General features: G+C 64.1%; 21 protein-coding genes and 1 pseudogene. 8 read left to right on the top strand and 14 right to left on the bottom strand.

Annotated features, from left to right (window positions below):
* Nucleotides 1–56: 56 nt before the first annotated feature.
* From HYH07_RS21540 to HYH07_RS21505, 8 genes and pseudogenes are all read right to left on the bottom strand, one after another.
* On the bottom strand, nucleotides 57–1,676 hold the full coding sequence (locus HYH07_RS21540; RefSeq protein WP_220004371.1) for a sulfite reductase subunit alpha: 1,620 nt from the start codon (nucleotides 1,674–1,676) through the stop codon (nucleotides 57–59).
* The gene (locus tag HYH07_RS21535; protein ID WP_220004370.1) at nucleotides 1,673–3,448 is read right to left on the bottom strand and encodes a NirA family protein; all 1,776 of its coding nucleotides are present in this window, start codon (nucleotides 3,446–3,448) and stop codon (nucleotides 1,673–1,675) included. Before HYH07_RS21535 ends, HYH07_RS21540 begins: the two co-directional genes overlap by 4 nt.
* Before the next feature lie 335 nt (nucleotides 3,449–3,783).
* Nucleotides 3,784–4,947, bottom strand: a complete 1,164-nt coding sequence (locus HYH07_RS21530) for a CmpA/NrtA family ABC transporter substrate-binding protein (RefSeq protein WP_220004369.1) — start codon at nucleotides 4,945–4,947, stop codon at nucleotides 3,784–3,786.
* Nucleotides 4,944–5,534 carry an ANTAR domain-containing response regulator gene (locus HYH07_RS21525; RefSeq protein WP_220004368.1) on the bottom strand — a complete coding sequence of 197 codons (591 nt, stop codon included), beginning with the start codon at nucleotides 5,532–5,534 and terminating at the stop codon, nucleotides 4,944–4,946. Before HYH07_RS21525 ends, HYH07_RS21530 begins: the two co-directional genes overlap by 4 nt.
* Before the next feature lie 401 nt (nucleotides 5,535–5,935).
* Nucleotides 5,936–6,370: pseudogene (locus HYH07_RS36520) on the bottom strand (hypothetical protein).
* A 234-nt stretch (nucleotides 6,371–6,604) separates the two neighbouring features.
* Nucleotides 6,605–7,327, bottom strand: a complete 723-nt coding sequence (locus tag HYH07_RS21515) for a hypothetical protein (protein WP_220004367.1) — start codon at nucleotides 7,325–7,327, stop codon at nucleotides 6,605–6,607.
* 28 nt (nucleotides 7,328–7,355) lie between these two features.
* Nucleotides 7,356–7,670, bottom strand: a complete 315-nt coding sequence (locus tag HYH07_RS21510) for an Os1348 family NHLP clan protein (RefSeq protein ID WP_220004366.1) — start codon at nucleotides 7,668–7,670, stop codon at nucleotides 7,356–7,358.
* A 70-nt stretch (nucleotides 7,671–7,740) separates the two neighbouring features.
* A complete protein-coding gene (locus HYH07_RS21505) occupies nucleotides 7,741–9,276 on the bottom strand; it encodes a B12-binding domain-containing radical SAM protein (RefSeq protein ID WP_220004365.1) in 1,536 nt (511 codons plus the stop codon).
* A gap of 794 nt (nucleotides 9,277–10,070) precedes the next feature.
* Between HYH07_RS21505 and rimO the strand changes: the two genes are divergently transcribed.
* A complete protein-coding gene (rimO, locus tag HYH07_RS21500; RefSeq protein WP_220004364.1) occupies nucleotides 10,071–11,390 on the top strand; it encodes a 30S ribosomal protein S12 methylthiotransferase RimO in 1,320 nt (439 codons plus the stop codon).
* Between the two features lie 150 nt (nucleotides 11,391–11,540).
* Here the strand turns inward: rimO and HYH07_RS21495 are convergent, their stop codons facing one another.
* A complete protein-coding gene (locus tag HYH07_RS21495) occupies nucleotides 11,541–12,488 on the bottom strand; it encodes a hypothetical protein (protein ID WP_220004363.1) in 948 nt (315 codons plus the stop codon).
* Between the two features lie 125 nt (nucleotides 12,489–12,613).
* On the opposite strand from HYH07_RS21495, the gene HYH07_RS21490 reads away from it, so the two are divergent.
* The 3 genes from HYH07_RS21490 (at nucleotide 12,614) to HYH07_RS21480 (ending at nucleotide 15,961) form a co-directional block, all read left to right on the top strand.
* The gene (locus HYH07_RS21490; RefSeq protein WP_220004362.1) at nucleotides 12,614–13,762 is read left to right on the top strand and encodes a tetratricopeptide repeat protein; all 1,149 of its coding nucleotides are present in this window, start codon (nucleotides 12,614–12,616) and stop codon (nucleotides 13,760–13,762) included.
* A 106-nt stretch (nucleotides 13,763–13,868) separates the two neighbouring features.
* Entirely contained in the window at nucleotides 13,869–14,510 is a 642-nt protein-coding gene (locus HYH07_RS21485; protein ID WP_220004361.1) for a hypothetical protein, read from the top strand.
* A gap of 254 nt (nucleotides 14,511–14,764) precedes the next feature.
* Complete coding sequence (locus HYH07_RS21480) at nucleotides 14,765–15,961, top strand: acetylornithine transaminase (RefSeq protein ID WP_220004360.1); 1,197 nt, start codon at nucleotides 14,765–14,767, stop codon at nucleotides 15,959–15,961.
* 141 nt (nucleotides 15,962–16,102) lie between these two features.
* Here HYH07_RS21480 and HYH07_RS21475 read toward each other — a convergent pair whose 3' ends face one another.
* The 3 genes from HYH07_RS21475 to pcsA all read right to left on the bottom strand — a co-directional run bounded on the left by HYH07_RS21475 (nucleotide 16,103) and on the right by pcsA (nucleotide 18,603).
* A complete protein-coding gene (locus tag HYH07_RS21475) occupies nucleotides 16,103–17,077 on the bottom strand; it encodes a quinone oxidoreductase (protein WP_220004359.1) in 975 nt (324 codons plus the stop codon).
* Between the two features lie 75 nt (nucleotides 17,078–17,152).
* A complete protein-coding gene (locus HYH07_RS21470; RefSeq protein ID WP_220004358.1) occupies nucleotides 17,153–17,881 on the bottom strand; it encodes a TerC family protein in 729 nt (242 codons plus the stop codon).
* Nucleotides 17,878–18,603, bottom strand: a complete 726-nt coding sequence (gene pcsA, locus HYH07_RS21465; protein ID WP_228749685.1) for a phosphatidylcholine synthase — start codon at nucleotides 18,601–18,603, stop codon at nucleotides 17,878–17,880. Before pcsA ends, HYH07_RS21470 begins: the two co-directional genes overlap by 4 nt.
* Before the next feature lie 140 nt (nucleotides 18,604–18,743).
* Here pcsA and HYH07_RS21460 point away from each other — a divergent pair, with 140 nt between their 5' ends.
* Nucleotides 18,744–19,928 carry a UbiH/UbiF family hydroxylase gene (locus tag HYH07_RS21460; RefSeq protein WP_220004357.1) on the top strand — a complete coding sequence of 395 codons (1,185 nt, stop codon included), beginning with the start codon at nucleotides 18,744–18,746 and terminating at the stop codon, nucleotides 19,926–19,928.
* Between the two features lie 18 nt (nucleotides 19,929–19,946).
* Here HYH07_RS21460 and HYH07_RS21455 read toward each other — a convergent pair whose 3' ends face one another.
* Entirely contained in the window at nucleotides 19,947–20,900 is a 954-nt protein-coding gene (locus HYH07_RS21455) for an AEC family transporter (RefSeq protein ID WP_220004356.1), read from the bottom strand.
* A gap of 107 nt (nucleotides 20,901–21,007) precedes the next feature.
* Between HYH07_RS21455 and hspQ the strand changes: the two genes are divergently transcribed.
* Nucleotides 21,008–21,340 carry a heat shock protein HspQ gene (gene hspQ, locus HYH07_RS21450; protein ID WP_220004355.1) on the top strand — a complete coding sequence of 111 codons (333 nt, stop codon included), beginning with the start codon at nucleotides 21,008–21,010 and terminating at the stop codon, nucleotides 21,338–21,340.
* A 300-nt stretch (nucleotides 21,341–21,640) separates the two neighbouring features.
* Here hspQ and HYH07_RS21445 read toward each other — a convergent pair whose 3' ends face one another.
* Nucleotides 21,641–22,468 carry an invasion associated locus B family protein gene (locus tag HYH07_RS21445; protein ID WP_220004354.1) on the bottom strand — a complete coding sequence of 276 codons (828 nt, stop codon included), beginning with the start codon at nucleotides 22,466–22,468 and terminating at the stop codon, nucleotides 21,641–21,643.
* Between the two features lie 258 nt (nucleotides 22,469–22,726).
* On the opposite strand from HYH07_RS21445, the gene HYH07_RS21440 reads away from it, so the two are divergent.
* Together HYH07_RS21440 and HYH07_RS21435 are read left to right on the top strand one after the other, a co-directional pair.
* The gene (locus tag HYH07_RS21440; protein WP_220004353.1) at nucleotides 22,727–24,571 is read left to right on the top strand and encodes an extracellular solute-binding protein; all 1,845 of its coding nucleotides are present in this window, start codon (nucleotides 22,727–22,729) and stop codon (nucleotides 24,569–24,571) included.
* A gap of 4 nt (nucleotides 24,572–24,575) precedes the next feature.
* A complete protein-coding gene (locus HYH07_RS21435; RefSeq protein WP_220004352.1) occupies nucleotides 24,576–26,078 on the top strand; it encodes a class I adenylate-forming enzyme family protein in 1,503 nt (500 codons plus the stop codon).
* Nucleotides 26,079–26,094 lie beyond the last annotated feature (16 nt).

The following is a 26,094-nucleotide window of genomic DNA, read 5'->3' as shown; positions in this document are numbered from 1 at the left end:
CGCCGCCGCCGGAGCGATTGCGCGGCGGCGGCGATTCACGCTGTTCTTGTCGCGCCTTAGTACACGTCAGCCTGGAAACGGCCCTTCTTCTTGAGATCGGCGACAAAGCTGACGGCCTCATCTGTCGAGCGCGCACCGAACTGGGCGACGATGTCGACCAGCGCGCGCTCGACATCCTTGGCCATGCGCTTGGCATCGCCGCAGATGTAGAGATGCGCGCCCTCGGCGAGCCACGTCCACAGCTCGCGGCCGACCTCGCGCATGCGGTCCTGCACATAAAACTTGTTCTCGCCGTCGCGCGACCAGGCCAGCGACAGGCGCGTCAGCAGACCGGAGGTCTTCATTGCGTTGAGCTCGTCCTGATAGAAGAAATCGCAATCGCTGCGTTGATGGCCGAAGAACAGCCAGTTCTTGCCCGGCGCGCCGGTCGCCTTGCGGTCGAGCAGGAAAGCACGGAACGGCGCAATGCCGGTGCCGGGACCGATCATGATGATCGGCGTCTTCGGATCCTGCGGCAGACCGAAGCCGTGGGCCTTCTGCACATAAACCTTGAGCTTGTCGCCCTCGGCGATGCGCTCGCCGAGGAAGGTCGAGGCGACGCCGAGGCGTTTGCGCTTGCCGACGACGTAGCGCACGGAATCGACCGTCAGCGACAGTTTTCCGGGCGTCGCATTGTGCGAGGACGAGATCGAATAGAGCCGCGGCTGCAGCGACTCCAGCGCCTCGACAAATGCTTCCGGATGCGGCCGCGTGCCGGAGAATTTCTGGAGCCCCGCCATCACGTCGAGCGTGGCGGCATCGCCATCGGGATCCTCGCCCTGCGCCAGCGCCCTTGCCTTCTCGCGCTGCGCCCCGCCGGTGATGAAGGAGATCAGCTCGAACAGCGTGTCGGGCGCCGGCGACAGCGAGACGTCGTTGATCAATGCTTCACGCAAGGTCTTGCCGTTGACCTCTGTGGTGTGCGATGCGCCGAGCAGCGCGATGATCTGGTCGACGAGGCCGACATCGTTGCGCGGGAAGACACCAAAGCTGTCGCCGACCACGTAGTCGAGCTTGCTCTCGGCGAGATCGAACTCGACGTGATAGGTCTCCTTCTCCGACTTGCCCTTGTTGAGCAGGCGGCGCGACAGGAAGGTCGCGGTCACGGGATTGTCGCGTGAGCGGCCCGGCTCGGCGATGGTCACGGTCACGGCCGGCGCGGCCGCGTCCGGTTTGACGGCGGCCGCCTTGTCAGCCGCCTTGGCCGCCGGCGCCTTGTCCAGCTCCTCGTAGAGCGATTTCAGCATCCGCGCGGTTTCCTTGCCGCCGGGGACGCAGAGATTGAGCCGCGCTTCGCTGCGGCTCGCAATCGCCTCCGAATAATCGTGGCAATTGTAGCCGCACTGGCCGCAATCCTGCTGCGCCATCGCCGCCATCATCTTGCGGCGGACGGGGCGACTTTCCGCAAGCTTCATGCGATCGGCGATCGGCATGGTCTGGTCATGCCAGGGCGCTTCGCCGTCATCGCCATCGCCACTTGGCATGACAGCGGCGCCCTGCTCCACGGACAGCGGCGTCGCCACGTCAGGCGATAGCAGACCGGCAAAGAAGCCGTTCAGCCAGGAACGCTGCGCGTCGGAGAACGGCGCGCTGGCGGGAATGATATCGAGCTTCGGCGGAGGCGTGATCTGGTTCATGCGGACACCTGTGCATCGGCAAGCTTGCGCAGCGTTTCGCCGTCGTGGCGGCGCGCAAAGGCCAGGAAGGTTTCGTCGGGCGAGGAACGGTGAGCGAGATAGGCCTTGAGCAGCGCCTCGACCGTCTTCGGCGCGTCCTCGGCCTTGAGGTCGTGATAGACCTCCTGCCCGACGTCAGCGTCAGGGCCGAACCCGCCGCCGGTGAAGAGGTGATAGCCCTCGACCGTGTCCTCTTCGCCAACAGGCACGCGTGCGCCGATCAGCCCGATGTCGCTGATGTAGTGCTGCGCGCAGGAATGGTGGCAACCGGTGACGTGGATGTTGACAGGCTTGTCCATGGCGACACGCGGCTCGCACCAGGCGCCGATCTCGGCCGCATTGCGCTTGGTGTTCGAAGCGGCAAAGCGGCAGCCGGCATTGCCGGTGCAGGCGACCAGTCCGGCGCGGATATGGGAGGCCTCGACCGCGAGCCCGATGTCCTTGATCGCGGCAACCGCAAGCGCAACGTGCTCGTCACGCACGCCTGATATCAGCAGGTTCTGCCAGACCGTCAGCCGAATCTCGCCATCGCCGAGATCGCGCGCGACCCTGGCGAGGCCCCGCATCTGCTCGCAGCTCATCTTGCCGAGAGTGAGCGACACGCCGATCCAGTTCAGGCCGTCCTGCTTCTGCCTGTGAATGCCGATATGGGCCATGCGGTCCGCCGCGGGCCGCGCGGCAAACGCTTCTTCCGGCACCCGCGTGAACGGGGTCTTCAGCCGCTCCTCGACGAGCTTGAGGAAGCCGTCATGGCCCATCGCGTCGAGCACGTATTTCAGCCGCGCCCTGTTGCGGTTGGTGCGATCGCCATGCTCGATGAAGACGCGCACGATGGCATCCGCAACTGATGTCGCCTGCTCGGGCTTGACGATGATGCCGGAGTATTTTGCAAAATCCTTGTGGCCGGTGATGCCGCCGAGGCCGAGGCGGAACCAGACCCCGGGCTCGACTCCGAACCCGTCCTTCACCTCATAGGCCGTGAAGGCGATGTCATTGGTCTCCTCCAGCACCGCGATTCTGCCGGCACCATCGAAGGCGACGTTGAACTTGCGCGGCAGGCCGTAAAGCGAGCGGTCGTTGAGGATGTGGTAGTGCCATTCGCGCGCGAACGGGCGCGTGTCGATCAGCTCCTGCGGATCGATGCCGGCGGTCGGCGTCCCCGTGACGTTGCGGATGTTGTCGGCGCCGGAGCCGCGCGAGCACAGGCCGAGCTCCTGGATGCCCTCGATCAGCAGGAGCGCGTTCTTCGGCGGGAGCTCGCGAAGCTGGAGGTTGGCCCGCGTGGTGACGTGGCTGTAGGGCCCACACAGGTCGTCAGCGAGATCGGCAAGACCTGTGAGCTGCCAATGCTTCATGATGCCGTTCGGGATGCGCAGGCGGCACATGTAGGAGTCCTGCGTCGGCGCGACGTAGAAGATGCCGTAATAGCGCCAGCGGAAATTGTCCGCCGGGCTCGGCGGGGCGTTGTCGAGCGCCTGCTGGCGCAGCCGCGGATAGGCATCGAAGGGATGCTCGTCGCGCTTGAACTTCTCCTGGTCGGCGAGCTTCTTGCCTGCGGCGATGACCTTGTCCTGCGCCTTGATATGCGCGGCATCAGGACCAACAGGCTCGGCATTCGCCTTGCCGCCGCCAAAACCACGACCAACCTTGCTGATCTGGAGACCGGTCGTGAAGCCTTCGAGATAGCGTTTCTGTTCGTCGGTGAAGTCGACTGCGAGCGTTTCGATTTTCATGGTCGGTAACGAAGCTCCTGCGGCCACCAGCGGCGGCATCGACGGAATTGAGAATGACCCGCGAGGAACTCAGCTGGCTCGAAGCCTGCTTCGTTACTCCACGGTCCAATCAGCTTCGTTGCTGTGGGACTTGGCTCAGCAGGCATCTGCGACAAGCTGGCCGCACTGCACCATACAAGTTGCGTGCCAGCCGCCTTGAAATTGAAAGATACGCGATTTCAATAAGTTATTGAATGTCGGGGAACTTGCGGGGGGCCGCCCTTCACGAAATTCGAGCAGCCGGCTCAAAATTTAGCCGATGATCCCGAGTGCCTTAAACGGGTGCAGAGTCGGAATCAGGCCTTCCAGCGGCCAACCTCGAAGGCTTCGAGGTGCCCCCTGATGTTCTCGGGGTCGAAGGCCGGGCCGACAAACGCGCCGAACGGCGCGGGCGCTTCGGTGGGCTGCCGATGGCCAAGGGCGGCGTCGTAGAGATCGGGCCTGAACACGGCCATGGCCGTCTTGACGCCGTCAGCCGTCAGCTCCGTCTGCCCCCAGCGCACCATCTGCGCGTAGAGCCAGGCGGCCTGGACCGGGTCCGGCCGCCCTGCCCCTTCACGTCCGACCAGGAGATAACGGTCGCTCTCGCGCATGGTGCCATCCGGCGAGATCTTCAGTCGCCCATCGAGTGTGCGCTGGATGACTTCGGCATCGACGCCGATCCGCTCCGGCTGCGCCAGGATCTGCGCGGCCTCGGTCCGGTTGTCCGGATGCTCGATGAACTCGGCGGCTTTCACGGCCGCGCGCACCAGCGCTGCAACCACATCCGGATTCTTGTCCGCCCAGTTTTGACGCACGGCCAAAACCTTCTCGGCCGCGCGCGCAAGAAAGTCGGAGACAAAATGCAGGATGTGGCCGATGCCGAGATCGACGGCGACGGAGTTCCAGGGCGCCCCGACGCAGAAGGCATCGACATGGCCGCTCTTGAGGCTGTCGACCATGAAAGGCGGCGGCAGCACGACCAGGCGGACGTCCTCGTCGGGGTCAACGCCGGCCGCCGCCATCCAGAACCGCAGCTGGTAATTGTGGGTCGAGAACGGAAAGGTCATGCCGAACGTCAATGGTTCGGCGCCAGCCTTGCGGCGCTTTGCCACCACCTTCGCCAGCGCCTTTGCTGTGGCCATCGGATCGAAGCGGTCGCCGCCGATCTCCTCCATCAGCGCGGCGTGCAGCGCCGGCGAGACCGTGATCGCATTGCCATTGATGCCGAGATTGAACGGCGCCGCGATCGGCACCTTGACGTGACCGAGCCCGAGCGAGGACGCGATCGCGACCGGCGCGAGCAGATGCGCGGCATCGAACAGGCCGATATTGAGCTTGTCGCGGACGTTCGACCACGACACCTCGCGCACCAGCTCGACCTCCAGCCCTTCGGCCGCGGCAAATCCCTTGTCGACGGCGACGATCAGTGCGGCGGCATCGACCAGCGGAATGAACCCGATGCGAAGGGGTGCGGTCATTTCAGCATCTCCGACGCGGTGATGATCGACTGCGCGATCTCGCCGATTTTCTTCTTCTCGCGCATGGCAGTGGAGCGCAGCAGCACATAGGCCTCGTCCTCGGTAAGGCCCTTGACCTTCATCAGGATGCCCTTGGCCTTCTCGATGACCTTGCGGTCCTCGAGCTGCGACTTGGTCCGCTCCAGCTCCTCCTGGAGTTTTGCGAAGGCGTTGAAGCGGGACACGCAGAGGTCGAGGATCGGCTTGATCCGCTCCTTCTTCAGCCCGTCGACGATATAGGCGGACACCCCCGCCTCCACGGACGCCTGGATCGAGGCGGAGTCGCTCTGGTCGACGAACATGGCGATGGGCCGCTTCACGGCACGGCTGACCTGGAACATCGCCTCCAGCACGTCGCGGCTGGGGTTTTCCAGATCGATCACGATGATATCGGGGTCCACCGCATAAATACGGGCGAGCAGGCTCTGCATCTCGCCGATATGGACCACTTGCGTGAAGCCGGCCTCCCGCAAGCCCTCCTCGAGGATCGCGGCCCTGACCGGGCTTTCGTCGACGATCACGATCTTGGGCGACTGTTCGGCGCTCATGGCTCACTCATGGCAGGTGATTCATCCATAGCACGCCGGAGGGCCATGCAAAGGGTTGTAATTATGGGCAATTGGGACTAGCTCAGGCCGGTCAATCAGGCAGATCAGACATGGATCAGACGGCTGCGCCCAAGGTCAGCCTCGTATCGCTCGGGTGCGCCTGAAACATCGAACCTAAGCTTTTGGAGCCTCTCACTCGCAAAGAAAAAAGCCGCCCGAAGGCGGCTGTCATCTGGACTTTCAACTCGTCAATTGGGGCACGTACTCGTTAAGCCGAGATGCCGCGGATGCGAAGCGGTACTCATGTGCCCGATCCGAGTCTTGCCGGTCGAGTCTTGCCGGTCGTGTCCTTGCCGGTCGTGGCTCGTGCCCCAGAGTAGCAGCTCGGTCTCGCACGCTCCTCAGTAGGGATGCCGGTCCTTCTTATCCATCCAGGCCTTGTATGCCTTCAGACCGGTTTCCCGCTCGAAGTTTTCCGCCACTTCGATCCGGCGTTGCGGCCACGGCTTGGCGAAATCCTCATACTGGAAGGCATCGTCGAATCCGATCGTACTCGTGTCCTTCAGGCTGGCGGCGAAATAGACGCGGTCGATGCGCGACCAATAGATCGCGCTCATGCACATCGGGCATGGCGCGCCGTTGATGTAGATCTCGCACCCTTTCAACATGCGCGCGATGCTCCACCGGATCGGGCGAATCCGCTTCACGCGAAATCATCTCGAGAATCGTGCCGCTCCATAATCGGCGCCGAGCAGCGCCTTTGGGCTGAGACGTGCGGACGCGTCCATGATTGCCGTGACTTCAGCATGAAAGACTGGAATGCCGGTGAGCAGCACGCGGTTCTGCCCACGCCCGATAATCTCTCCATCCTTGACGATCACGGCACCGAATGGACCGCCCCACCTTTTCTCCACCGACGGTGGCAAGCCGGGTCGCCTCCTCCGGCAGCGGTGAGAAACGTGCGGCGGTCCGGGCTGGATAGCTCCTCGCAAACAAACTTTCGGATGTAGCAGGCGGGCTCCAAACGCCAGGCTGCACCGCACCGACCGTTCGACCCGATGATCATCCGGCTACTCGCGGAAGCTTGCGATCAGTAATGCGAACTCGACCATGCTGAGAGCGGCAAAGAACGAATGCGCGCGCCGGCAGGTCTGCGGATCGTGCCAACGCCACCGGCGCATATGGCCGTAGACCGCAACCGCATCGATGGCGGCGAAGAGCGAGACCGCCGCCACGCCCCACAGCAACCGCAGCGGCGTCGCCTGCATCAACGCGACATAGAGCAGGCCACGGGCACCGACATGCCCGATGAGGGCGAACAACCGCTCGATCGGAACAGCGAACCGCACACACCAAGATACGGTCGCGCCGTCGACCCACGCGCGCAACACATCCTCATCGACCTGGGGTGAAATAACGCCGAGCACGAGAACGTAGGCGGCCTCGCCGGATCCGGCTCCAACCCCGAATCCCAGCACCTCAATCAGCGTAGCTCCCGGCAAGGTGACCAAATAGGCAGCCGCCGCAGCCAGCTCGACGACTGCCGACACCAAGCCCTGTATCAACGCGATCGCGATGGGCGATCCGTTTTGCCATGGACTCCATCGCCGCGCGCCTCGCACGACGAAGCGTTTTAGCATGACGGAGCCGAACCAGATCACCGCCCCGGCCAGCACCGAGACCGTGGACGCACCGGCCGAGATCGCAAGCCACGGCGGCGCAACCACAATCGTCACCAGCGCCGCCAGCGAACTCAGGCTCCAGCTTCGTGGGATATCGTCGGCGATCGCCATGCGAGCCGTCGTCGCGCCCCCTGTGCCGTCAGGGGTTCTCCTCGCTCGCGGCCTTCGATGCTACCACCGCGCTGCTGACCACGACTTGCACCGCCGGCCGTGTTCCCTTGGTAAGCACGCTCACGACCGGACGCACAAACGCCGCCACGTTGGCATCGACATTGGCGGTCTTGGCTTCACCGGCCTTGATCGCACCGAGTTGCTTCTGATCGAGCTGGTAGCCGGCGTCGCGCAACGCCTTCTCGGGGTCCTGCTCGAGCGCTTTGGCAAAGCCGGGATCAGTAAAGACCTTCCCCAGCAATTCGGCAAATTCCTTGTCTCCCGCACTGCTCGTCTGGGCCATGGGATCCTCCTGTTGTGGCCTCACGCAAGTTCTGATTTGACCCGTCCCTATCAGCCCGTCGCGGCCGATCTCAATTGGACATGTGCCGCAACGGCCTTTCCATCGAGACTGCACTTTGCGCCACGGGATCGAACCGCCGCATCGCGTGCTTCTTCTCCGGCAGCGCGACCTCGCGCAGGCTGGCCAGTCCATCCGGCCGGCGCGTCATCACTTCCTGCGGATAATACAGCCCGATCGGTTCGGGATGCCCGTATTCGACCATGCGGCGATCGGGATATTGTAGCTTCGACAACCGCTGCAAGGCGCTGACCGTGTCGGAAATCTCCCAGACTTCCTGAGGCGAAAGTTTCACGCCCGTCCGGAACAGATAGAGATTCCGAAAGAAGCCGTAGTCATTGTACATCGACTCGTTGACGAGTCCCGCCTCGCGATCGGCCTCCCACAGCCGTGAGCCCGGAATCTGGCAGTACCATTGCAGCAGAATGCGGACGCCGTAGGCGGCGAACAGATGCGCCGCGAACTGGCAGGTCTTGCGAACCTCGTGGACGGTTTCCCATGGCAGGCCCAGCACGAAGGAGAAATCCGCGTAGCCGGCCAAGCCTTCGGCGTGCAGCCGCGCCGCGGCATCTTCCAGGATCTTTGTTGTCGTGCCCTTGCCGATCTTGAGAAGTCCCTCGTCATAACCGCATTCCGCTCCCACCAGGAACTGTCCGGTGAACTCGGCGATCGAGGGAATCAGCCCATCATAGAGCAGGTCGGTGGCTCGCGAATCGTAAATCAGCTCCGCCTTCATGCAGCGACGGCGCATGATGTCGGTGATTTCAATTGTCCGTTTCGGATTCATCGAGAACTCGTCGTCGATCACATGGATCATGCCGAGTTGCGTTCGCCCGACCTGGGACAGCATCTGCGCCAGACGGTCGACGAAGCGATCGGCGGGCATGCCGCGCCAAGTCTTTCGATAGGACGTGCTGCAGAACGAACAGTCGAATGCGCAGCCGCGCGACGATTCGATCGACAACCCCTTGTAGAGCTTCATTGGCAGTTGGCTGAAGTCCGGAACCGGGAATTCCGCCAGCTCATATTTGCTGATCTTAGCCGAGATGGGATTGCGGCAGACCCGGCCCTCGCTATCGCGCCAGGACAGGTTCGGGACGCCTTCGACGCCGCCGCCGCGTTCCAGCGCCGCGCACAGCTCCACGATTGCCACCTCGCCCTCGCCGCGAACAATGTAGTCAACCGGAAACGAGCTCAGGATGTAAAAGTCAAACATCGTAGGGTGAATGCCGCCGAGCACGATCGGGACATCCGGACGGTGTTCGCGAACCTGCTTGATCACGGCAACCGCCGTCGGCCACGACATTGAAGTGGCCGCGATGCCGACCAGACCGCAATCCTCCAGTTGCTGCGAATAGCGGTCGATGCGGTGCGAACCGTCGGCAATCAAGTCAGCGACAATAGCCTCGTGCTGCGCATGCTGGAGCACGGCCTGCAACAGAAAAATCCCGTAGGGAGGACATTCGCGGACCGCGTCCATCGCTATCGACACGGGACGATCCCAGAACAGATCATCCATAATGGGCGGCGCGATCAACAGGACTTTCATCGAAAATCCCCCATTCAATCTAAACAGCATAGGCGAGTTCTGGACTTTTTACAATCGATAATTGAATACGCCTGCAGAGCCCTCTTTCAAGTTTTGCTGAAGGGGGAGGAGCGGTGGCGCCGGTCGCTGCCACGGAATGAAATGCGCGGGAGGGGGCGGAAGTCGCATGGACAGGGCCGCGACCACGCAGGATCGGGTTCCCGTATGTCTTTGCGACATAGCCGGCCGGGCCGGCACTCGCTTTCATGTCGGCCGCTTTGGTCCCACATCTCGGCGCTCGGGTTGGTGATCAAGCGGGGAACCCAAGGCTGCGAGCGCGTAATCGATGCCCTCCCCGCGAGCGCAAAGCCGTGCGCGACCAACGTTGCCGCCCGCTGCTCAATGAGATTCACGCCTTCCTGCGCAGGTACCGCGCCAAGCTCTCCGGCGACAGTGAGACTGCCAAGCGATCGACCGCTGCCTCAAGCGCTGCGCTGTGTTCACGCGGTTCATCGACAATGACTGGCTGCGCATGAGACTGGCTGCGCACGACCAACAATGCCGCCGAACGCGAGTCGCACACTTTGAGCGTCGGCCGGAAGAACGGGACTTTCGCCAGCTCCGACAATGGCGGCCGCCACGCCTTTGGTCAGATACATCCTAACCGTGTAACCGACAGCTACTAGGATCGCGCAACTCTAACTTGTCATTATCAATCCGCCCATAAGCTCCTGCGTTGCGGTTGATTTTTTCCATCGGATCAATTAGTTGGATCGCATATCCGAACAATTCAGATGCAGGTTCCAGGCGATTACATGGAAAGAGCGCCGCGCATATCATTCACGTCACTAGGTTGCCCCAAGGCATTGGTGGATTCCGAGCGCATCATCACGCGCCTGCGCGCCGAGGGCTACGAACTCGCCCGCAAGCATGACGGAGCCGATATCGTCATCGTCAACACCTGCGGCTTCCTCGACAGCGCCAAGCAGGAATCGCTCTCGGCGATCGGCGAGGCCATGGCCGAGAACGGCAAGGTGATCGTCACGGGCTGCATGGGCGCGGAACCGGAAGCGATCGAGCAGGCCTATCCCGGTGTGCTCTCGATCACGGGTCCGCAGCAATATGAGAGCGTGCTCGATGCCGTGCACCGCGCGCTGCCGCCGGCCCACAATCCGCATCTCGATTTGGTGCCGCCGCAGGGCATCAAGCTGACGCCGCGCCACTACGCTTACTTGAAGATCTCCGAGGGCTGCAACAACCGCTGCACCTTCTGCATCATCCCGAAGCTGCGCGGCGACCTGGTCTCGCGTCCGGCCAATGACGTGCTGCGCGAGGCCGAGCGCCTCGTCGGCGCCGGCGTCAAGGAGCTGCTGGTGATCTCGCAGGACACCTCGGCCTACGGCGTCGATCTCAAATATGCCGAGAGCCCGTGGAAGGACCGCCAGGTCCGCGCCAAGTTCCTCGATCTCGCCCGCGAGCTCGGCGAGTTAGGTGCCTGGGTCCGCCTGCAATATGTCTACCCCTACCCGCATGTCGACGAGGTCATCACGCTGATGAACGAGGGCAAGGTGCTGCCCTATCTCGACATCCCGTTCCAACATGCGAGCCCCGAAGTGCTGAAGGCGATGAAGCGCCCGGCCGCGCAGGACAAGACGCTGGCGCGCATCAAGCGCTGGCGCGAGGAATGCCCTGATCTGGCGCTGCGCTCGACCTTCATCGTCGGTTTCCCCGGCGAGACCGATGCCGACTTCGCCTATCTGCTCGACTGGCTCGATGAAGCCGAGATCGACCGCCTCGGCTGCTTCAAATACGAGCCGGTTGCCGGTGCGACCTCGAACGCGATCGCCAATCCCGTGCCCGAAGAGGTCAAGCAGGAGCGCTACAACGCCCTGATGGCGCGGCAGCAGAAGATCTCGGCGCGCCGGCTCAAGCGCAAGGTCGGCACGCGCCAGCAGATCATTATCGACGAGGTCGGGCCGACGGTCGCGAAGGGCCGCTCCAAGGCGGATGCGCCTGAGATCGACGGCGCGGTGTATCTGTCGAGCCGCCGCCCCTTGCGCGTCGGCGAGATCGTCACCGCGAAGATCGAACGCGCGGACGCATACGATCTGCACGGAAGCGTCGCGGGGTTCTGAGGGACTCCGTCACCACGCCTCCCGTCATTGCGAGCCACCGGGTTCGCGCGAAGCGCGGCCCGATGACAGGCTCCGCGAAGCAATCCAGAGTTTCTCCGCAGCGGCAGCCTGGATTGCTTCGCTACGCTCGCAATGACGATGTGGAGGCAGTCAGGCTTCCAGCAGCCATTTCGGCACCCAGCGCTCCGGGCGCGGGGCGCGGGCGAGATCGGCCTTGGCCTCAGCGAGCAGCGCCGGTTCACCGCCGATGGTTGGCCGCAAATCGTATTCGAAATTCGGCATGACGCGACCGTCGGCATAGAGGCCGAATTTCATCGCGTACCACAGGCCAAGCTCGGGCTGGGCGCGGCGCATCTCCTCGCGCAGATCGCGTAGCAGGGATTCGATCGAGGCAGCTTCCTCGAAGGGCTGCGGCCCGCGCGACAGCACGCGCGCCTCGTATTGCCGGCCAACGATCGCGACCTCAAAGTGTGTCTTGTCCCAGGCGTTCTTGCCCTCGGGCAGATGCGCGGCGAGCCGCCAGCCGAGCTCGGCCATCAGGCGATGATTGGTCCAATATTCCTCCCGGTCCCGGCTCCACTTCTCGACGAAGCCACGGAAGTCGGGCAGCTCCGATGACGGATCCTCGGACGGCAGTTTCTCGCCCACCGGCCGTCCGGCAAGCCATTGCGCCAGCTCGACCGTCTGACATTCGACGTCCTCATCCGGGAGCAGGTCACTCCAGGCGGTATCGAATTGCTGCGACGTCAACTTTCCGAGCAGCGCGTCGAGCGACAGCGCGAGCAACTCGTAATCGCCCTCAGAGCCCAGCCCCACGATGGGGGGATCGTCACGGTCCAGGCCAGCGCCATACCAGCCGCCGACGGCTGAGCCGTCAGGCAGGCGCATGAACAGCGCGAAGCGGTCGCGCAAAGGACTGCCATCGAAGATCGGGGCATGATCGGAGAATTGGCCTTGCAGTGAGAAGCAGCCGACGCTGCCCCAGGGGCGACCGTTCAGCCAGCCGGCAAAATCCAGCAGCAGAGGCGGCGCCTCGATGCCCGGCGGGAATGCGCCGCGAATGCTGTCGAGGTCGATCGGGTAAGGCGTGTCGGACAAGGCTGAAAACTATCTTGGTGGTCCCGTCCCCTTTGGTCTGCCCCGGCCCAAGTCCGGTTCGAACCGATTCGTATCCCGAGATCACAAACGCGCTAGAGGCTCATAGGTTTCTGCGCAGCAATCAGATGACATGCAATCACAAGATCGATATCCGGCCAGCGCTGTGCGCACTGGCAACCGCGTTGACCCTGCTCGCGTTTCCGGCCGCCGCGCAATCCCCATCGGCCGCGCAGGGGCGGCAATGGTGCTTCGGTTCCGACGAGGTCAATGACGACCAGCGGTTGGCCGGGTGCTCGGCCGTGCTGCAGGCCAATCCGTCGAATCAACGCGCGCTCGCCAACCGTGGCGAGATCTATCGGCGCAAGCGCGAGACCGAGCGCGCGCTGGCCGATCTCAACCGCGCGATCGATCTCGACGCGACCGATGCCATCGCGTGGTTCAATCGCGGTATCGTCCATGACGATCTCGGCGACCGCGACCACGCCATCATGGACTACACCCGCGCCATCCGCCTCGTTCCCGATGACGCGTGGTACTACAACAACCGCGGCAATTCCTACATCGGCAAAGGCGACTACGAGCATGCGCTCGCCGACTACAACAAGGCGATCAAGCTCGATCCGAAATTCGCGCTCGCCTTCTACAACCGGGGCAGCGCCTATCGCGAACACGGCGAGGCCGATCGTGCGCTGGCCGATCTCGACATGTCGATCAAGCTCGATCCGGCCTATGGCCGGGCCTATGGCAACCGTGCGCGCATCTTTCGCGATCGCGGCGATCGCGATCGTGCACTCGCCGATTTCGCCAAGTCGATCGAGCTCAACCCGGACAACGACCGCGATTTCTATGCGCGCGCAAACATGTATTTCGACACGCATGATTACGCGCTGGCGCTCGCGGATTACGATCGCGCGCTCAAGGCCAATGCAAGCTATTCCGGCGTGTTCAATTCGCGCTGCATGACGCGCGCGATCCTTGGCCGATTGCAGGACGCGCTTGCCGATTGCGAGCAGTCGCTGCGGATGGCCCCGAACGACCCTGATACGCTGGACAGCCGCGCCCTCATTTATCTCAAGCTCGGCAATCTCGACGCGGCGATTGCCGACTACGACGCCGCGCTGCGCGCAAAGCCGAAGCTCGACTCATCGCTTTACGGACGCGGGCTTGCAAAGCGAAGGAAGGGCGACAGTGACGGCGCGGAGCGCGATATCGCGGCGGCGAAGGCGATCAATCCCGCAATCGCCGAGGTATTTTCGCATTACGGTGTCGAGTAGCCCTCGCTGCCGTCTCGCGCGCGAATGTGACATTATAGTGCATTCACGCAGCGGTCACGGACTCGACCTAATCCTCGCGCGCTTTCAACGCGAGCGAGGGATTTTGATGAGCCGCCTCCCGGACATGCTGCGCACACAGCGCTTCGACGACTACCGCTTCTACCACCAGAGCACCGTCAATCAGACGCTGCATCTGTTCAGCGCGATCATCTTCCTGGCTTGCTATGCGCTGCTGTTCAGGGATCCCGCGCTCGCCGGTTTGGTCGGCTGGCTTGCGATGCTGACGCGGCAGGCCGGCCATTTCTTCTTCGAGCCGAACGGCTATGACGCGATCAACGACATCAGCAATGAATACAAGGAGGCGGTGAAGGTCGGCTACAACCAGACCCGCAAGATCATCCTCTTGCTGGTCTGGGGCAGCGCGCCGATTGCGCTGTATGTATACCCGACGCTGTTCGGCCTGTTTGCTCCACCGGTCGATCGCCTCGACTTCATCCGCCATGTCGGCGTGCTCTGGCTTGCGATCGGTGTCAGTGGCGGGCTGGCGCGCATGCTGCAGCTGTTCGCGACGCGCGGCGTCACCATAGGATTGGTCTGGGTCTTCAAGGTGCTGACCGATCCCTTCCACAACATCGCGCTGTACTGGAATTCGCCGCTCAAGCTGCTGCGCGGCGAGCTGATCGACAGCGCGATTGCCGATGCCGATTGGGGCGAGGAGGCACCCGAGGAAGCCGCGCATCCGACCTGAGCGATACATCGCAGCCAAAACGACCGGCTTGACAGACCTGTCCTTCGGCTGTAGGGACGCGCCCCATGATCAACTCTCGGACCCACCGCCGCGCAGCTTTCCGTCGTCGCTCCAGCGACGATGATGGGTTGCGCCATGTCCGACGACGCCGCTGAACCAGTTATTCAGCTTCAGTTTTCGAGAAGGCCGCACCCGCAAAGTGCGGCCTTCTTGCTTTTGCGTCCCTTTTCCACCCGCTTCCAGAGGAGTTCGACATGACGACCGCCACCCATCCGTATGAGGCGCTGATGGACATCACTGCACGGCCGAAGGCCGTGTTCGTTCGCGGCGCCGGCTCATACCTCTGGGACGACAGCCGCAAGCGCTATCTCGACTTCGTGCAGGGCTGGGCCGTGAACTGCCTCGGCCATTCGCCGCCCGCCGTCGCCGAAGCGCTCGCCGCGCAGGCCAAGCGGCTGCTGACGCCGAGCCCGGCCTTCTACAACGAGCCGAGCCTGAAGCTCGCGCAGGCGCTGGTCGAGACCAGCACGTTCGACCAGGTGTTCTTTGCCAATTCCGGCGCCGAGGCCAATGAGGGCGCGATCAAGCTCGCGCGCAAATATGGCAGCCTGTACAAAGGCGGCGCGTTCGAGATCATCAGCTTCGAAGGCGGCTTCCACGGCCGCACGCTGGCGACGATGTCGGCTTCCGGCAAGAGGGCGTTCGAGCCGCTGTTCGAGCCGAAAGTCTCCGGCTTCAAGAAGGCGAAGCTGAACAATATCGCCTCGGTCGAGACGCTGATCAACGGCAACACCGTGGCTGTGATGCTGGAGCCGATCCAGGGCGAGTCAGGCGTGTGGCCGGCGACCGATCAGTTCCTGCGGGAGCTGCGCGCGCTGACCGAGGCGCACGGCCTGCTGCTGATCTTTGACGAGATCCAGACCGGCATGGGCCGGACCGGAAAGCTTTTCCATTACGAGCACACCGGCATCGCGCCCGACATCATGACGCTCGGCAAGGGCATCGGCGGCGGGGTGCCGCTCGCGGCGCTGCTTGCGACCGAACGCGCCTCCTGCTTCGAGCACGGTGACCAGGGCGGCACCTTCAACGGCAACCCGGTGATGTGCGCAGCCGGGCTCGCGGTGCTGGAGGAGGTCAGCAAGCCGGATTTCCTGAAAGAGGTGACCGAGACCGGCTTGCTGCTCGAAAGCGAGCTGCAAAAAGTATCAGTGCGGCACGGCCTCGGCGGCGTGCGCGGCCGCGGCCTGTTGCTCGCGCTCGACCTCAAGCTGCCGATCGCACCCGGCATCGTTGCGCAGGCATTCGAGGCCGGCGTGCTGCTGAACGCACCGCAGCTCGACACGCTGCGCTTCATGCCGGCGCTGAACGTCACGAAGGCTGAGATCGCGGAGATGATTGGCTGCCTCGACGAGATCTTGACCAAAGCGGGCGCGGCGCGAAGAGTTGCGTGACTGCCGTAAGGGTGGGCAAAGCCACCGAGTCGGCGCGAATGCGCGCCCGATGACAGGCTCCGCGTGCCCACCATTCAGACATGGTGGGCACGGCGGTTTGCGCCTTTGCCCACCCTACGAGACCTGAATCGTGGCCGCGAGCTACGGCTTCAGGATCGACGCGCCCGTCGTCTTGCGGCTTTCCAGATCGATATGCGCCTTCGCGGCATCCTTCAGCGCATAGGCGTGGTTGATCGGCACGTGCAGCTTGCCGTTGATGACGGCGGAGAACAGCGTATCGGCGCCTTCCAGCAGCTCCTTGCGCGTGCCGATATAGTCGTTGAGCTTCGGCCGGGTCGCAAACAGCGAGCCGTGGTTGTTCAGCTCGGCGATCGAGAACGGCGGCACCGGGCCTGAGGCGTTGCCGAAGGAGACGAACATGCCGCGCGGCTTCAGGCACGACAACGAGCCCGGGAAGGTCGATTTGCCGACGCCGTCATAGACGACGTCGCAGCCCTCGTTGCGGCTGATCTGCTTGACGCGCGCGACGAAGTCTTCCTCGTTATAGAGGACGACGTGATCGCAGCCATTGGCCTCCGCGAGCTCGGCCTTTTCGCGCGAGCCGACCGTGCCGATGACATGCGCGCCGAGCGCCCTCGCCCATTGGCAGGCCAGGAGGCCGATGCCGCCGGCAGCGGCATGGATCAGCACGCGATGATGCGGCTCGACCTTGAAGGTCTTGTGCAGCAGATACCAGACGGTCAGGCCCTTCAGCATCAGCACGGCGCCCTGCTCGTAGGTGATGTGATCGGGCAGCTTGACCAGCCTCTCCCAGGGGATGTTGCGCTCGCTCGTGTACGCGCCGAGATTGTGGTAGTAGGCGACGCGATCGCCTGGATGAAAATTCGTCACACCCGACCCGACGGCGACGACCTCGCCAGAGGCCTCGTTGCCCGCGATGAAGGGCAGTACCGGCGCCTTATAGAGGCCGGTGCGATAGTAGACGTCGATGAAGTTCAGACCGACCGCATGCTGGCGGATGCGCACCTCGCCGGGTCCGGGCGCCGGCAGCTCGACGCTCTCATAGACCAGCGCTTCGGGGCCTCCGACCTTGTGCACACGGACCGCTTTGGTCATCACCTGACCTCCTCTTCGCATCAGCCAGCGAAAGACATCACGCCTGCCTTGTCAACTCGCCCCAGAGTTGAACGGTTACGGCTTGCCGGCCTTCCTGCGGTTGCGCTTGGCCAGCACGTTGAAGAACTCCACCGCGGCCGAGAACGCAATTGCGAAATAGATATAGCCGCGCGGAATGTGAAATTTGAATCCGTCCGCAACCAGGGCGACGCCGATCAGCACCAGAAATGCCAGGGCCAGCATTTTGGTGGTCGGATGTTCGGCGACGAATCGCGCCACGGGTCCTGAGGAAATGTACATGATCAGGCAGGCGATCACGACGGCCGCGATCATGATCTCGAGATCCTGCGCCATGCCGATCGCGGTGATGATCGAGTCCAGCGAGAACACGATGTCGATGATGACGATCTGGACGATCACCCAGAAGAAGGCGCTGCCAGCGGACTTGCCCTCGCCCTCCTCCTCGTCGGCGTCGACTTCGGCATGGATCTCGTGCGTCGCCTTCGCGATCAGGAACAGGCCGCCGCCGATCAGGATGAGGTCGCGCCAGGAGAAGTCGTAGCCGAGAAGCGAGAACACCGGCGCGGTCAGGCCGATCAGCCAGACCAGCACGCTGAGCAGGATGATGCGGAAGACCAGCGCCAGCGCCAGCCCGATCTGACGGGCGCGACGGGCCTGCGGTTCGGGGATGCGCGAGACGATCACCGACAGGAAGATGACGTTGTCGATGCCGAGCACGATCTCGAGCGAGGTCAGGGTGAGCAGCGCCACCCAGGCCTCGGGGCTGGTCAACAGATGCATCATCCGAACGATCTCACAAGGCGGATCAAGGCGTCGCTGAATGCGATCCAGAACGCGATGGCGCAGAGCGCCACCGTCACACCGGTGCCGACACGGAAATCCATCTCCAGCACGTAGAAGGCGAGCACGCCCCACAGCACGATCAGCGACATCGTCAGCCAGCGCAGTCGCACGACGCGAACCGGATGCAGCACATGGAACGGCACGAAGGTCAGCACCACCAGCGCCGCGACCAGCAGCGTCGACGACAGCGGCGGCCAGTGCAGCAGGAATAAATAGAACGCCGCTGCATTCCACAGCGCCGGAAAGCCGCGGAAATGATTGTCGTCCGCCTTCATGCGCAGATCGGCGAAATACAGCGCGCTGGTGACGATGATGGCGATCCCGAGCAAGGGCGCCGCCACCGGCAGCAGCATCCCGCTCGCAACGATCGCATAAGCGGGCACGAAGACATAGGTGACGAAATCGACCACGAGGTCGAGCACGTCGCCGGACCAGTTCGGCTGCACGGTCTTGACGTCGAGCAGGCGCGCGATCGGCCCGTCGATGGCGTCGATGATCAGGGCAACGCCAAGCCAACCGAACATCGCGGCCCAATGCTCGCGCACGGCCTCGAGCATCGCGAGCAGCGCGATCGCCGCGCCGAAGGCGGTGAAGATGTGCACCGAAAACGCCGCGGCGCGGACCACCGGCGTCGGCTTCAGCGAATCCTCTTGGCTGTCCATCTGGGTTTCCATGGCTTCTGCTACCAGAACGGGACCGGTTTGCACATCCGCCAGCGCGGCATTGCGCCGCGCAACCAGTCATAAAATCCGGCAAAATAGGTGGGCTTGAATTTGCCGCAGGGCGTGTCAAATGTCGTTCCATGACAGACGCATCGACACTTTTTGACGCAAGCGTCATCGGCGGTGGGCCGGCCGGCCTTGCGGCGGCAATTGCGCTCGCGCAGCGAGGAGCGCGCACCGCACTGGTGGCGCGGCGCCTGCCCTACGCCGACAACAGGACCACCGCGCTGCTCGGTGCCTCCGTCGATCTCCTGGAGAGCCTCGACGTCTGGTCGCGTTGCAAGGACAAGGCCGCGGCGCTCGAGGTCATGCGCCTCGTAGACGACACCGGCCGCCTGTTCCGCGCGCCCGAGGTCCGGTTCTCCTGTCACGAGATCGGGCTCGACGCCTTCGGCTACAACATCGCCAACCGCTCACTGATGCTGGCGCTCGAAGCGCGTGCGGCCGAGTTACCCAATCTCGTTCGTTTCGATGACGAAGCCGAGAGCGTCGTCATCGAAGCCGATGACGTCGCGATCCGCACGGCTGGCGGACAGTTTCTCGGCGCCCGGCTCGTGGTCGGTGCCGACGGCCGGCATTCGCTGTGCCGGGAGGCCGCCGGCATTGCGATGACGAGGCGCGAGCTCACGCAAACCGCCCTGACCTTCAACGTCGGTCATATCAGGCCGCACCGCAACGTGTCGACCGAGTTCCACACACCGCACGGCCCCTGCGTGTTTGTGCCCCTGCCCGGCAACCGCTCCAGCGTGGTCTGGGTCTCCGCCCCGGCCGAGGCCGAGCGGCTTCGCGCCCTCAGCGACGATGATCTCTCCGCCGCGATCGAGAAGCAGTCGCATTCCATCCTCGGCCGCATGACGGTCGAGCCCGGCCGCAATCTGTTTCCACTGGCGATCGAGCGGCCGCAATCCTTCGCCCGTGACCGCATCGCGCTGGTCGGCGAAGCCGCCCATGTGGTTCCTCCGATCGGCGCCCAGGGCCTCAATCTTGGCCTGCGAGATGCGGCCGACATCGCCCGGCTCGCCGGCGAGGCCATCGCATCAGGGCAGGACCCCGGCGCGAATGAGGTGCTGCGGCGTTACGACCGGGCGCGGCGGCCGGACATTCTGAGCCGGACCTTTGCGATCGACATCGCCAATCGCTCGCTGCTCAACGATTTCCTGCCGCTCCAGCCGGTCCGCGCCGTCGGCATGCACCTGTTAGGTGCCATCGGCCCGCTCCGCCGCTTTGCCATGCGCGAGGGGCTGACGCCGACGTGGCGCAAATGATTTGGCGGCGATAGCTGACTACGGAAACACCAACCGTCCGGTCTGCAGCAGCCACATCACGCTGGTCAGCGTGATCACCGACGCGAACGTGCCGAGCAGCACGGCGACGGAGGCGGATTCGATCCAGGCATCGTTTTGCCGGGCGATCACGAACACATTCAGCGCCGGCGGCAGCGAGGCCATCAGGACGGCAGTGGCGGCCCAGGGCTGGGCGAACGGGCCGAACGCCAGCATCAGGCCGAATGCTGCGAGCGGATGGATCAGGAGTTTGACCGCGATCACGCCCGGCACCTCCCAGGGCACCCGATCGAACGGCCGAAGCGCTACCGTCACGCCGAGCACGAACAGCGCGGTCGGCGCAGCCGCGTTCTGAAGGAAGGTGATGGTGCGGTCGAGCGCGACCGGCAGCTCGATATGCAACGCGGCGACGGCGGCGCCAAAACACGCCGACATGATCAGCGGGTTGAGCACGATCTGTTTCAGCACGACGCCGAAGGCGTGGATGATCGAGGGATGGTCGCGGTCTGACAGCTCGATCAGAAGCGGCACGATCGTGAACAGGAAGATGCTGTCGCAGCAGAAGATCAGCGCGGTCGGCGCCGAGGCCTTCGGCCCGAGCACGGCGAGCGCCAACCCGGGCCCCATATAGCCGATATTGCCGTAACCGCCGGAGAGGCCGGCGAGCGTCGCCTCACGCAGCGTCAGCTTCCCGAGCACCTTGCCGACCACCAGCGCGATGGTGAACGCCGCCACTGTCGACAACGTGGTCGCCAGCAGGAACGGCGGGTTGTTCAACTCCGAGAACGGGGTCTTCGACATGATCGCAAACAGCAGCGCGGGCAATGAGACGTAGAGCAGGAAGAAGTTCATCCATGCGAGCCCCGATTCCGGCAGCGACTTGACCTTGCCGCAGGCAAAACCAACGAAGATCAAGCCGAAATAAGGTAGCGCCAGATTGAGGATATCGGCCATTGATGAAGTGTTTTCTGAAGGCTTGGGGACTATCCGCCCCTTAACGGTAGGTTAATTCCAGCTTTAGGCCACTAGCATCGGCCACAATCCTGGTCTATCGACGGAGGATGATTAAAGCGCGGACAGCCAAATTCCAGATCGGACAGGTCGTGCGCCACCGGATCTTCTCGTTCCGGGGGGTGATCTTCGACATCGATCCGGAATTCAACAACACCCAGGAGTGGTGGCTGTCGATCCCCGAAGAGGTTCGGCCCCACAAGGATCAGCCGTTCTACCATCTGCTCGCGGAGAACGCGGAGTCCGAATACGTGGCTTATGTCTCCGAGCAGAACCTCCTGCCCGATGAATCCGGCGAGCCGATCCGGCATTCCCAGGTGGCCGAGATCTTCATCAAGAACAAGGATGGCGGCTACCGCCCGCGCAATCCCTCGCTGAACTAGCGGAATTGCTTTGGGGTTGATCGAGTGCCGCGGGCTCGGTTCACCTCGCCCGTTTGCGGGAGAGGTCGGCGCGAAGCGCCTGGTGAGGGCTTTCTCCGCTAGGGGACTGTCCCATTGCGGATGCACCCTCACCCCAACCTTCTCCCGCAAGCGGGAGAGGGAGCGCACCTCCGCCGTTGCAGCGATCAAGCCTCATCCCATCGCGCTTTAGAGTAATTTCGCCGACAAGCGGACGACAAAGCGGCCAGCAAAAAAGGCGCCCGATCGGGCGCCTTTTTCATGTCCGGGATCTGAGCCCGATTACTTCTGAGCGGCCGGAGCTGCGCCGGGTGCGCCACCCTGCTGCTCAAGCTTCTTGCGCTGCTCTTCGGCCTTCTTCTGAAGCTCTTCCTGCAGCTTCTTCTGGGTTTCCTCGAACACCTTCGGATCGGTCGGCGGACCGTCATAGGCCTTCTGGAATTCACCGGTGAGCGGCAGCGGCAGGGTCAGCGGCGCGCCGTTGGCGTTGATCGCCTGCACCACAAGGTTCTGGCCCTTCTTCAGGTTGGCAATCAGGTCGGGCGTTGCCTCGTAGTCCGACATACAGCCGTTCTGGAAGCAGATCACATAGGGGCTCTGCAGCGGCGGGTTGTTGTCGACGATGATGCGGGTGCCGTGCACGAGCTGCATGCCGAGCGGCAGCGTCACGCGCAGGATCTTCTTCGGCTCGCCTTCCGGCTCGATGATCACAGCGGCGATGACCGGCTGGCCCGATTCGATGCGACCGTCCTTGCCGGTGAAGCAGACCTGCTTGGCGTTGGCATCCTGGCCCTTGAGACAGAACTTGGTCCAGGGCGCGTAGATCAGCTGGATCTGCTGATCGGCGGGCTGGCCACCCTGCGCTGCCGGCGCGCCCTGCTGGGCCGGAGCCTGCTGGGCCTGGGGAGCCGGCGCGGGCGCCGGAGCCGGGGCCGGGGCAGCCTTGGGGGCAGCCTTTGGAGCGGCTTTCGGCGCAGCCTTGGGCGCGCCCGGGGCCGGTGCGGGGGTCTGGGCTTCGGCGGCAAACGGGATGGCCAATGCCGTCGCCGTCAACAGAGCGAGAACTCGCCCGCGCGGCCGGACGGACGCGGCCAAATAACGGAAATTCATTGCAGAAAACCCTTTCTGAACGGGAAGTGCCCGAACCGCTCCGAAGCACCGAACAAGCCGCCTTGGGCGCGGCTCTCTCCCCGTCAATTGAGGCGGATAAGTGACGGGCTCGGCGCTCTTGCGCGATTGCGTGCCTTCTTAACGTGGTCGACGGAAAGATCAATGCCGACAAGCGTCTTTGGCCACATCCGACTGGGCGCCCAGTGAAATCCCTGTGATAGGATTCGCCCTCACCACCCCTCGAATCAACGTGTCCGAATGTTCATGTTCCAGCGCCTGCTCGAGGGGCCCGGTCTCCGTCTTTGCAGCCTCGCCGCGATCCTCAGCGTCGGCCTGACTGCAAGCGCTGGGCACGCCGAGGAGGCGCACGCGATCGCCATGCACGGCAAACCAGCGCTGCCGGCTGATTTCACCCACATGCCCTATGCCAATCCCGACGCCCCCAAAGGCGGCCGGCTGACCTGGGGTATTCTCGGCACGTTCGACAGTCTCAATCCGTTCATCGTGAAGGGATTGGCGGTGCAGCCGATCCGCGCCTACGTGGTCGAAAGCCTGCTGGCGCGCGGCCAGGACGAGCCGTTCACGCTCTACGGCCTGCTCGCCAAATCCGTCGAGACCGATGACGAGCGGAGCTACGTCACATTCCACATCGATCCCCGTGCCCGCTTCTCCGACGGCAGGTCGGTCACCGCCGTGGACGTGCTGTTCTCCTGGCAGCTGCTGCGCGACCACGGCCGCCCCAACCTCCGGCAGTACTATTCCAAGGTCGCCAAGGCGGAGGCGCCCGATCCCCTCACCGTCCGCTTCGATCTCACCGGGGCCAACGACCGCGAGATACCGCTGATCCTCGGGCTGATGCCAATCCTGCCGAAGCACGCAGTGGACGTCGCGACCTTCGAGGAGACGACGCTGTCAGGGCCGATCGCCTCCGGCCCCTACCGCGTCACGACGGTGAAACCCGGCGCCAGCGTGACCCTCACACGCAATCCCGATTATTGGGGCCGCGATCTCCCTGTTAATCGCGGGCTGTTCAATTTCGACGAGATCCGGCTCGACTATTATCGCGAGGCCAACGGCCAGTTCGAAGCCTTCAAGCGCGGCCTCTATGATTTCCGCGTCGAGAACGAACCGTTGCGCTGGCACGACGGCTATGATTTTCCCGCTGCCAAAAGCGGCGAGGTGATCCGCGATACCTTCAGGCCGGGCGTACCGCAGCCCTCCGAATTCCTGGTGTTCAACACGCGGCGCCCTGTCTTCGCCGACATCCGTGTGCGCCAGGCGCTGACGCTGTTGTTCGATTTCGAGCTGGTCAACCGCAACTATTTCTTCTCGCTCTATTCTCGCGTCGCCGGCTATTTTGCCGGCTCCGAGCTCTCGGCCTATGCGCGGCCCGCGGATGCGCGCGAGCGCGCGCTGCTGAAGCCTTTCGCCGCGCAGATCCCTGAAGACATCATGGATGGCAGCTATCGTCTGCCCGTCACCGACGGCTCGGGCCGCGACCGCACGACGCTGCGTGCGGCGCTGAAGCTGCTGTCGGACGCCGGCTACGATCTCGATGGCACCGTGCTGCGCAACCGCCGGACAAAAGCGCCCTTCACCTTCGAGATGCTGGTGACGACCCGCGACCAGGAGCGCATCGCGCTCGCGTTCCAGCGCGACCTCAAGCGTGCCGGCATCGATGTGAGCGTCCGCGCGGTCGATCCGGTGCAATTCGACCAGCGCCGGTTGTCCTACGAATTCGACATGATCCAGAACCGCTGGGACCAGTCGCTGTCGCCCGGCAACGAGCAGTATTTCTATTGGGGCAGCGCTGCCGCCGACAATCCGGGGACCCGCAACTACATGGGCGCGAGGGATGCCGCGGTCGATGCCATGATCAAGGCCCTGCTCGAGGCCCGCGATCATATGGATTTCGTCGACGCGGTGCGGGCGCTCGACCGCGCCATGATGGCCGGCTTCTACACAATCCCCCTGTTTAACGTATCCGAACAATGGATCGCGCGCTGGAATCGGATAGAACGGCCACAGGCCACCGCGCTCTCAGGCTATTTGCCGGAGACCTGGTGGTCCAAGGGTGAGCCTCAAGCCAGTCCAGCGAAGTGACGCCGTGAACCAGCCAGCCGTATCGCCGACGCTCGACACGCTGTTCCAGCGGACGCTGATGCGGCAGCCGCACGCGCCCGCGTTGCTCGACCCCCTCAACAAGTCCCGCATCACCGGCCACCAGCCGCGGCGGATGACCTATGCCGAGGCCGACACCGCCATCGAGGCGCTGTCGGCGCATTTCGTCGAATCGGGCCTGCCGGCCAATTCGGTGGTCGCAATCCAGCTGCCCTCGACCGTCGAGTTCGTGCTGACGGTGCTCGCCGCCCATCGCGCCGGCCTGGTCGTGGCCGTGCTGCCATTGCTGTGGCGACAGGCGGAACTGGCGGCCGCGCTCAACCGCACGGCGGCGCGCGCCATCGTCACCATGAGCAAGGTCGACAGCGTCAGCTATGCCGACCTCGCGATGCACGCAGCCGCCGAGGCGTTCTCGATTCGCCACGTGTATGGCTTCGGCACTGATTTGCCCGAAGGCATGGCCTCGCTCGACGACGTGCTGGCGCGGCCGCCCGGCACCACCCGCGCCGTGATCCAGGACGGCCGCAAGGCGGCGATGATCTCCTTCGATGTCACGGCGGAAGGCTTCCGCCCGGTGCCGCGGCCACATTTCAGCCTGATCGCGGGCGGGCTCGCGATGTCGCTGGAAGCCGATATCAAGCAGGGCGCGACCGTGATGTCGGCGTTCATGCCGATGTCGTTCGCGGGTCTCGCCTCCTCGCTCGCGGTGTGGCTGCTCTGCGGCGGCACGCTGGCGCTGCATCATCCGTTCGAGAGCGAGGTGCTGGAGCAGCAGGTCAACGAGCACGCCTGCGACGTGCTGATCGCGCCGGCCCAGCTCGCCCTGCGCCTCGGCGATTCCGGTCTGGCGGCGCGGATGCCGACCTTGCGCAACGTCATCGGGCTCTGGCGCGCGCCGGAGCAGGTGGCGGCGAGCGAGGCCTGGATCGCGCCGCATGCGCCGCTCACGGACGTCTATCTGTTCGGCGAGGCAGGGCTGTTCGGCGCAAGGCGCGGCGAGGACGGCGTGCCCGTCGCGGTGATGCCCGGCCCGCACGGCGCCCCGCGCGAGCAGTCCGGCTCCTCGATCGCCGGCGAGATCCTGCTGACGCCGAAGGGCACGCTCGGCCTGCGCGGCCCGATGGTGCCGATCGCGGCCTATGCGCCGCCGCAGCCGGTCGGCGAGACGCTGACGGCGCAGCCGCCGCGCGACTATGTCGACACCGGCTACGCCGCCCGGATCGACCGCGCCAGCGGTGCGATCTGCATCACCGCGCCGCCATCGGGCATCATGGCGGTCGGCGGCTATCGCTTCCTGTCCAACGAGCTGCAGGAATGGGCGCGCCGGCTCGGCCAGGGCGCGCTGCTGACGGCCCTGCCAGACCGGCTCTCGGGTCACCGGCTGGCGGGCCGGGCCCAGGACAATGCGAGGGCCCGGGAGGCGCTCAGCGAACTCGGGCTTAACCCTCTGATGGTTGAGGCTTTTCGCGACCGCTCCGGCCCGGTTTGAGAGCAGTTTTGCCGGG

The organism is Bradyrhizobium sp. BR 10261, assembly GCF_019455395.1.
Taxonomy (GTDB): Bacteria; Pseudomonadota; Alphaproteobacteria; order Rhizobiales; family Xanthobacteraceae; genus Bradyrhizobium; species Bradyrhizobium manausense.
The sequence above is the reverse complement of the archived record's forward strand: the minus strand, read 5'-3'. Positions and strand labels throughout refer to the sequence as shown.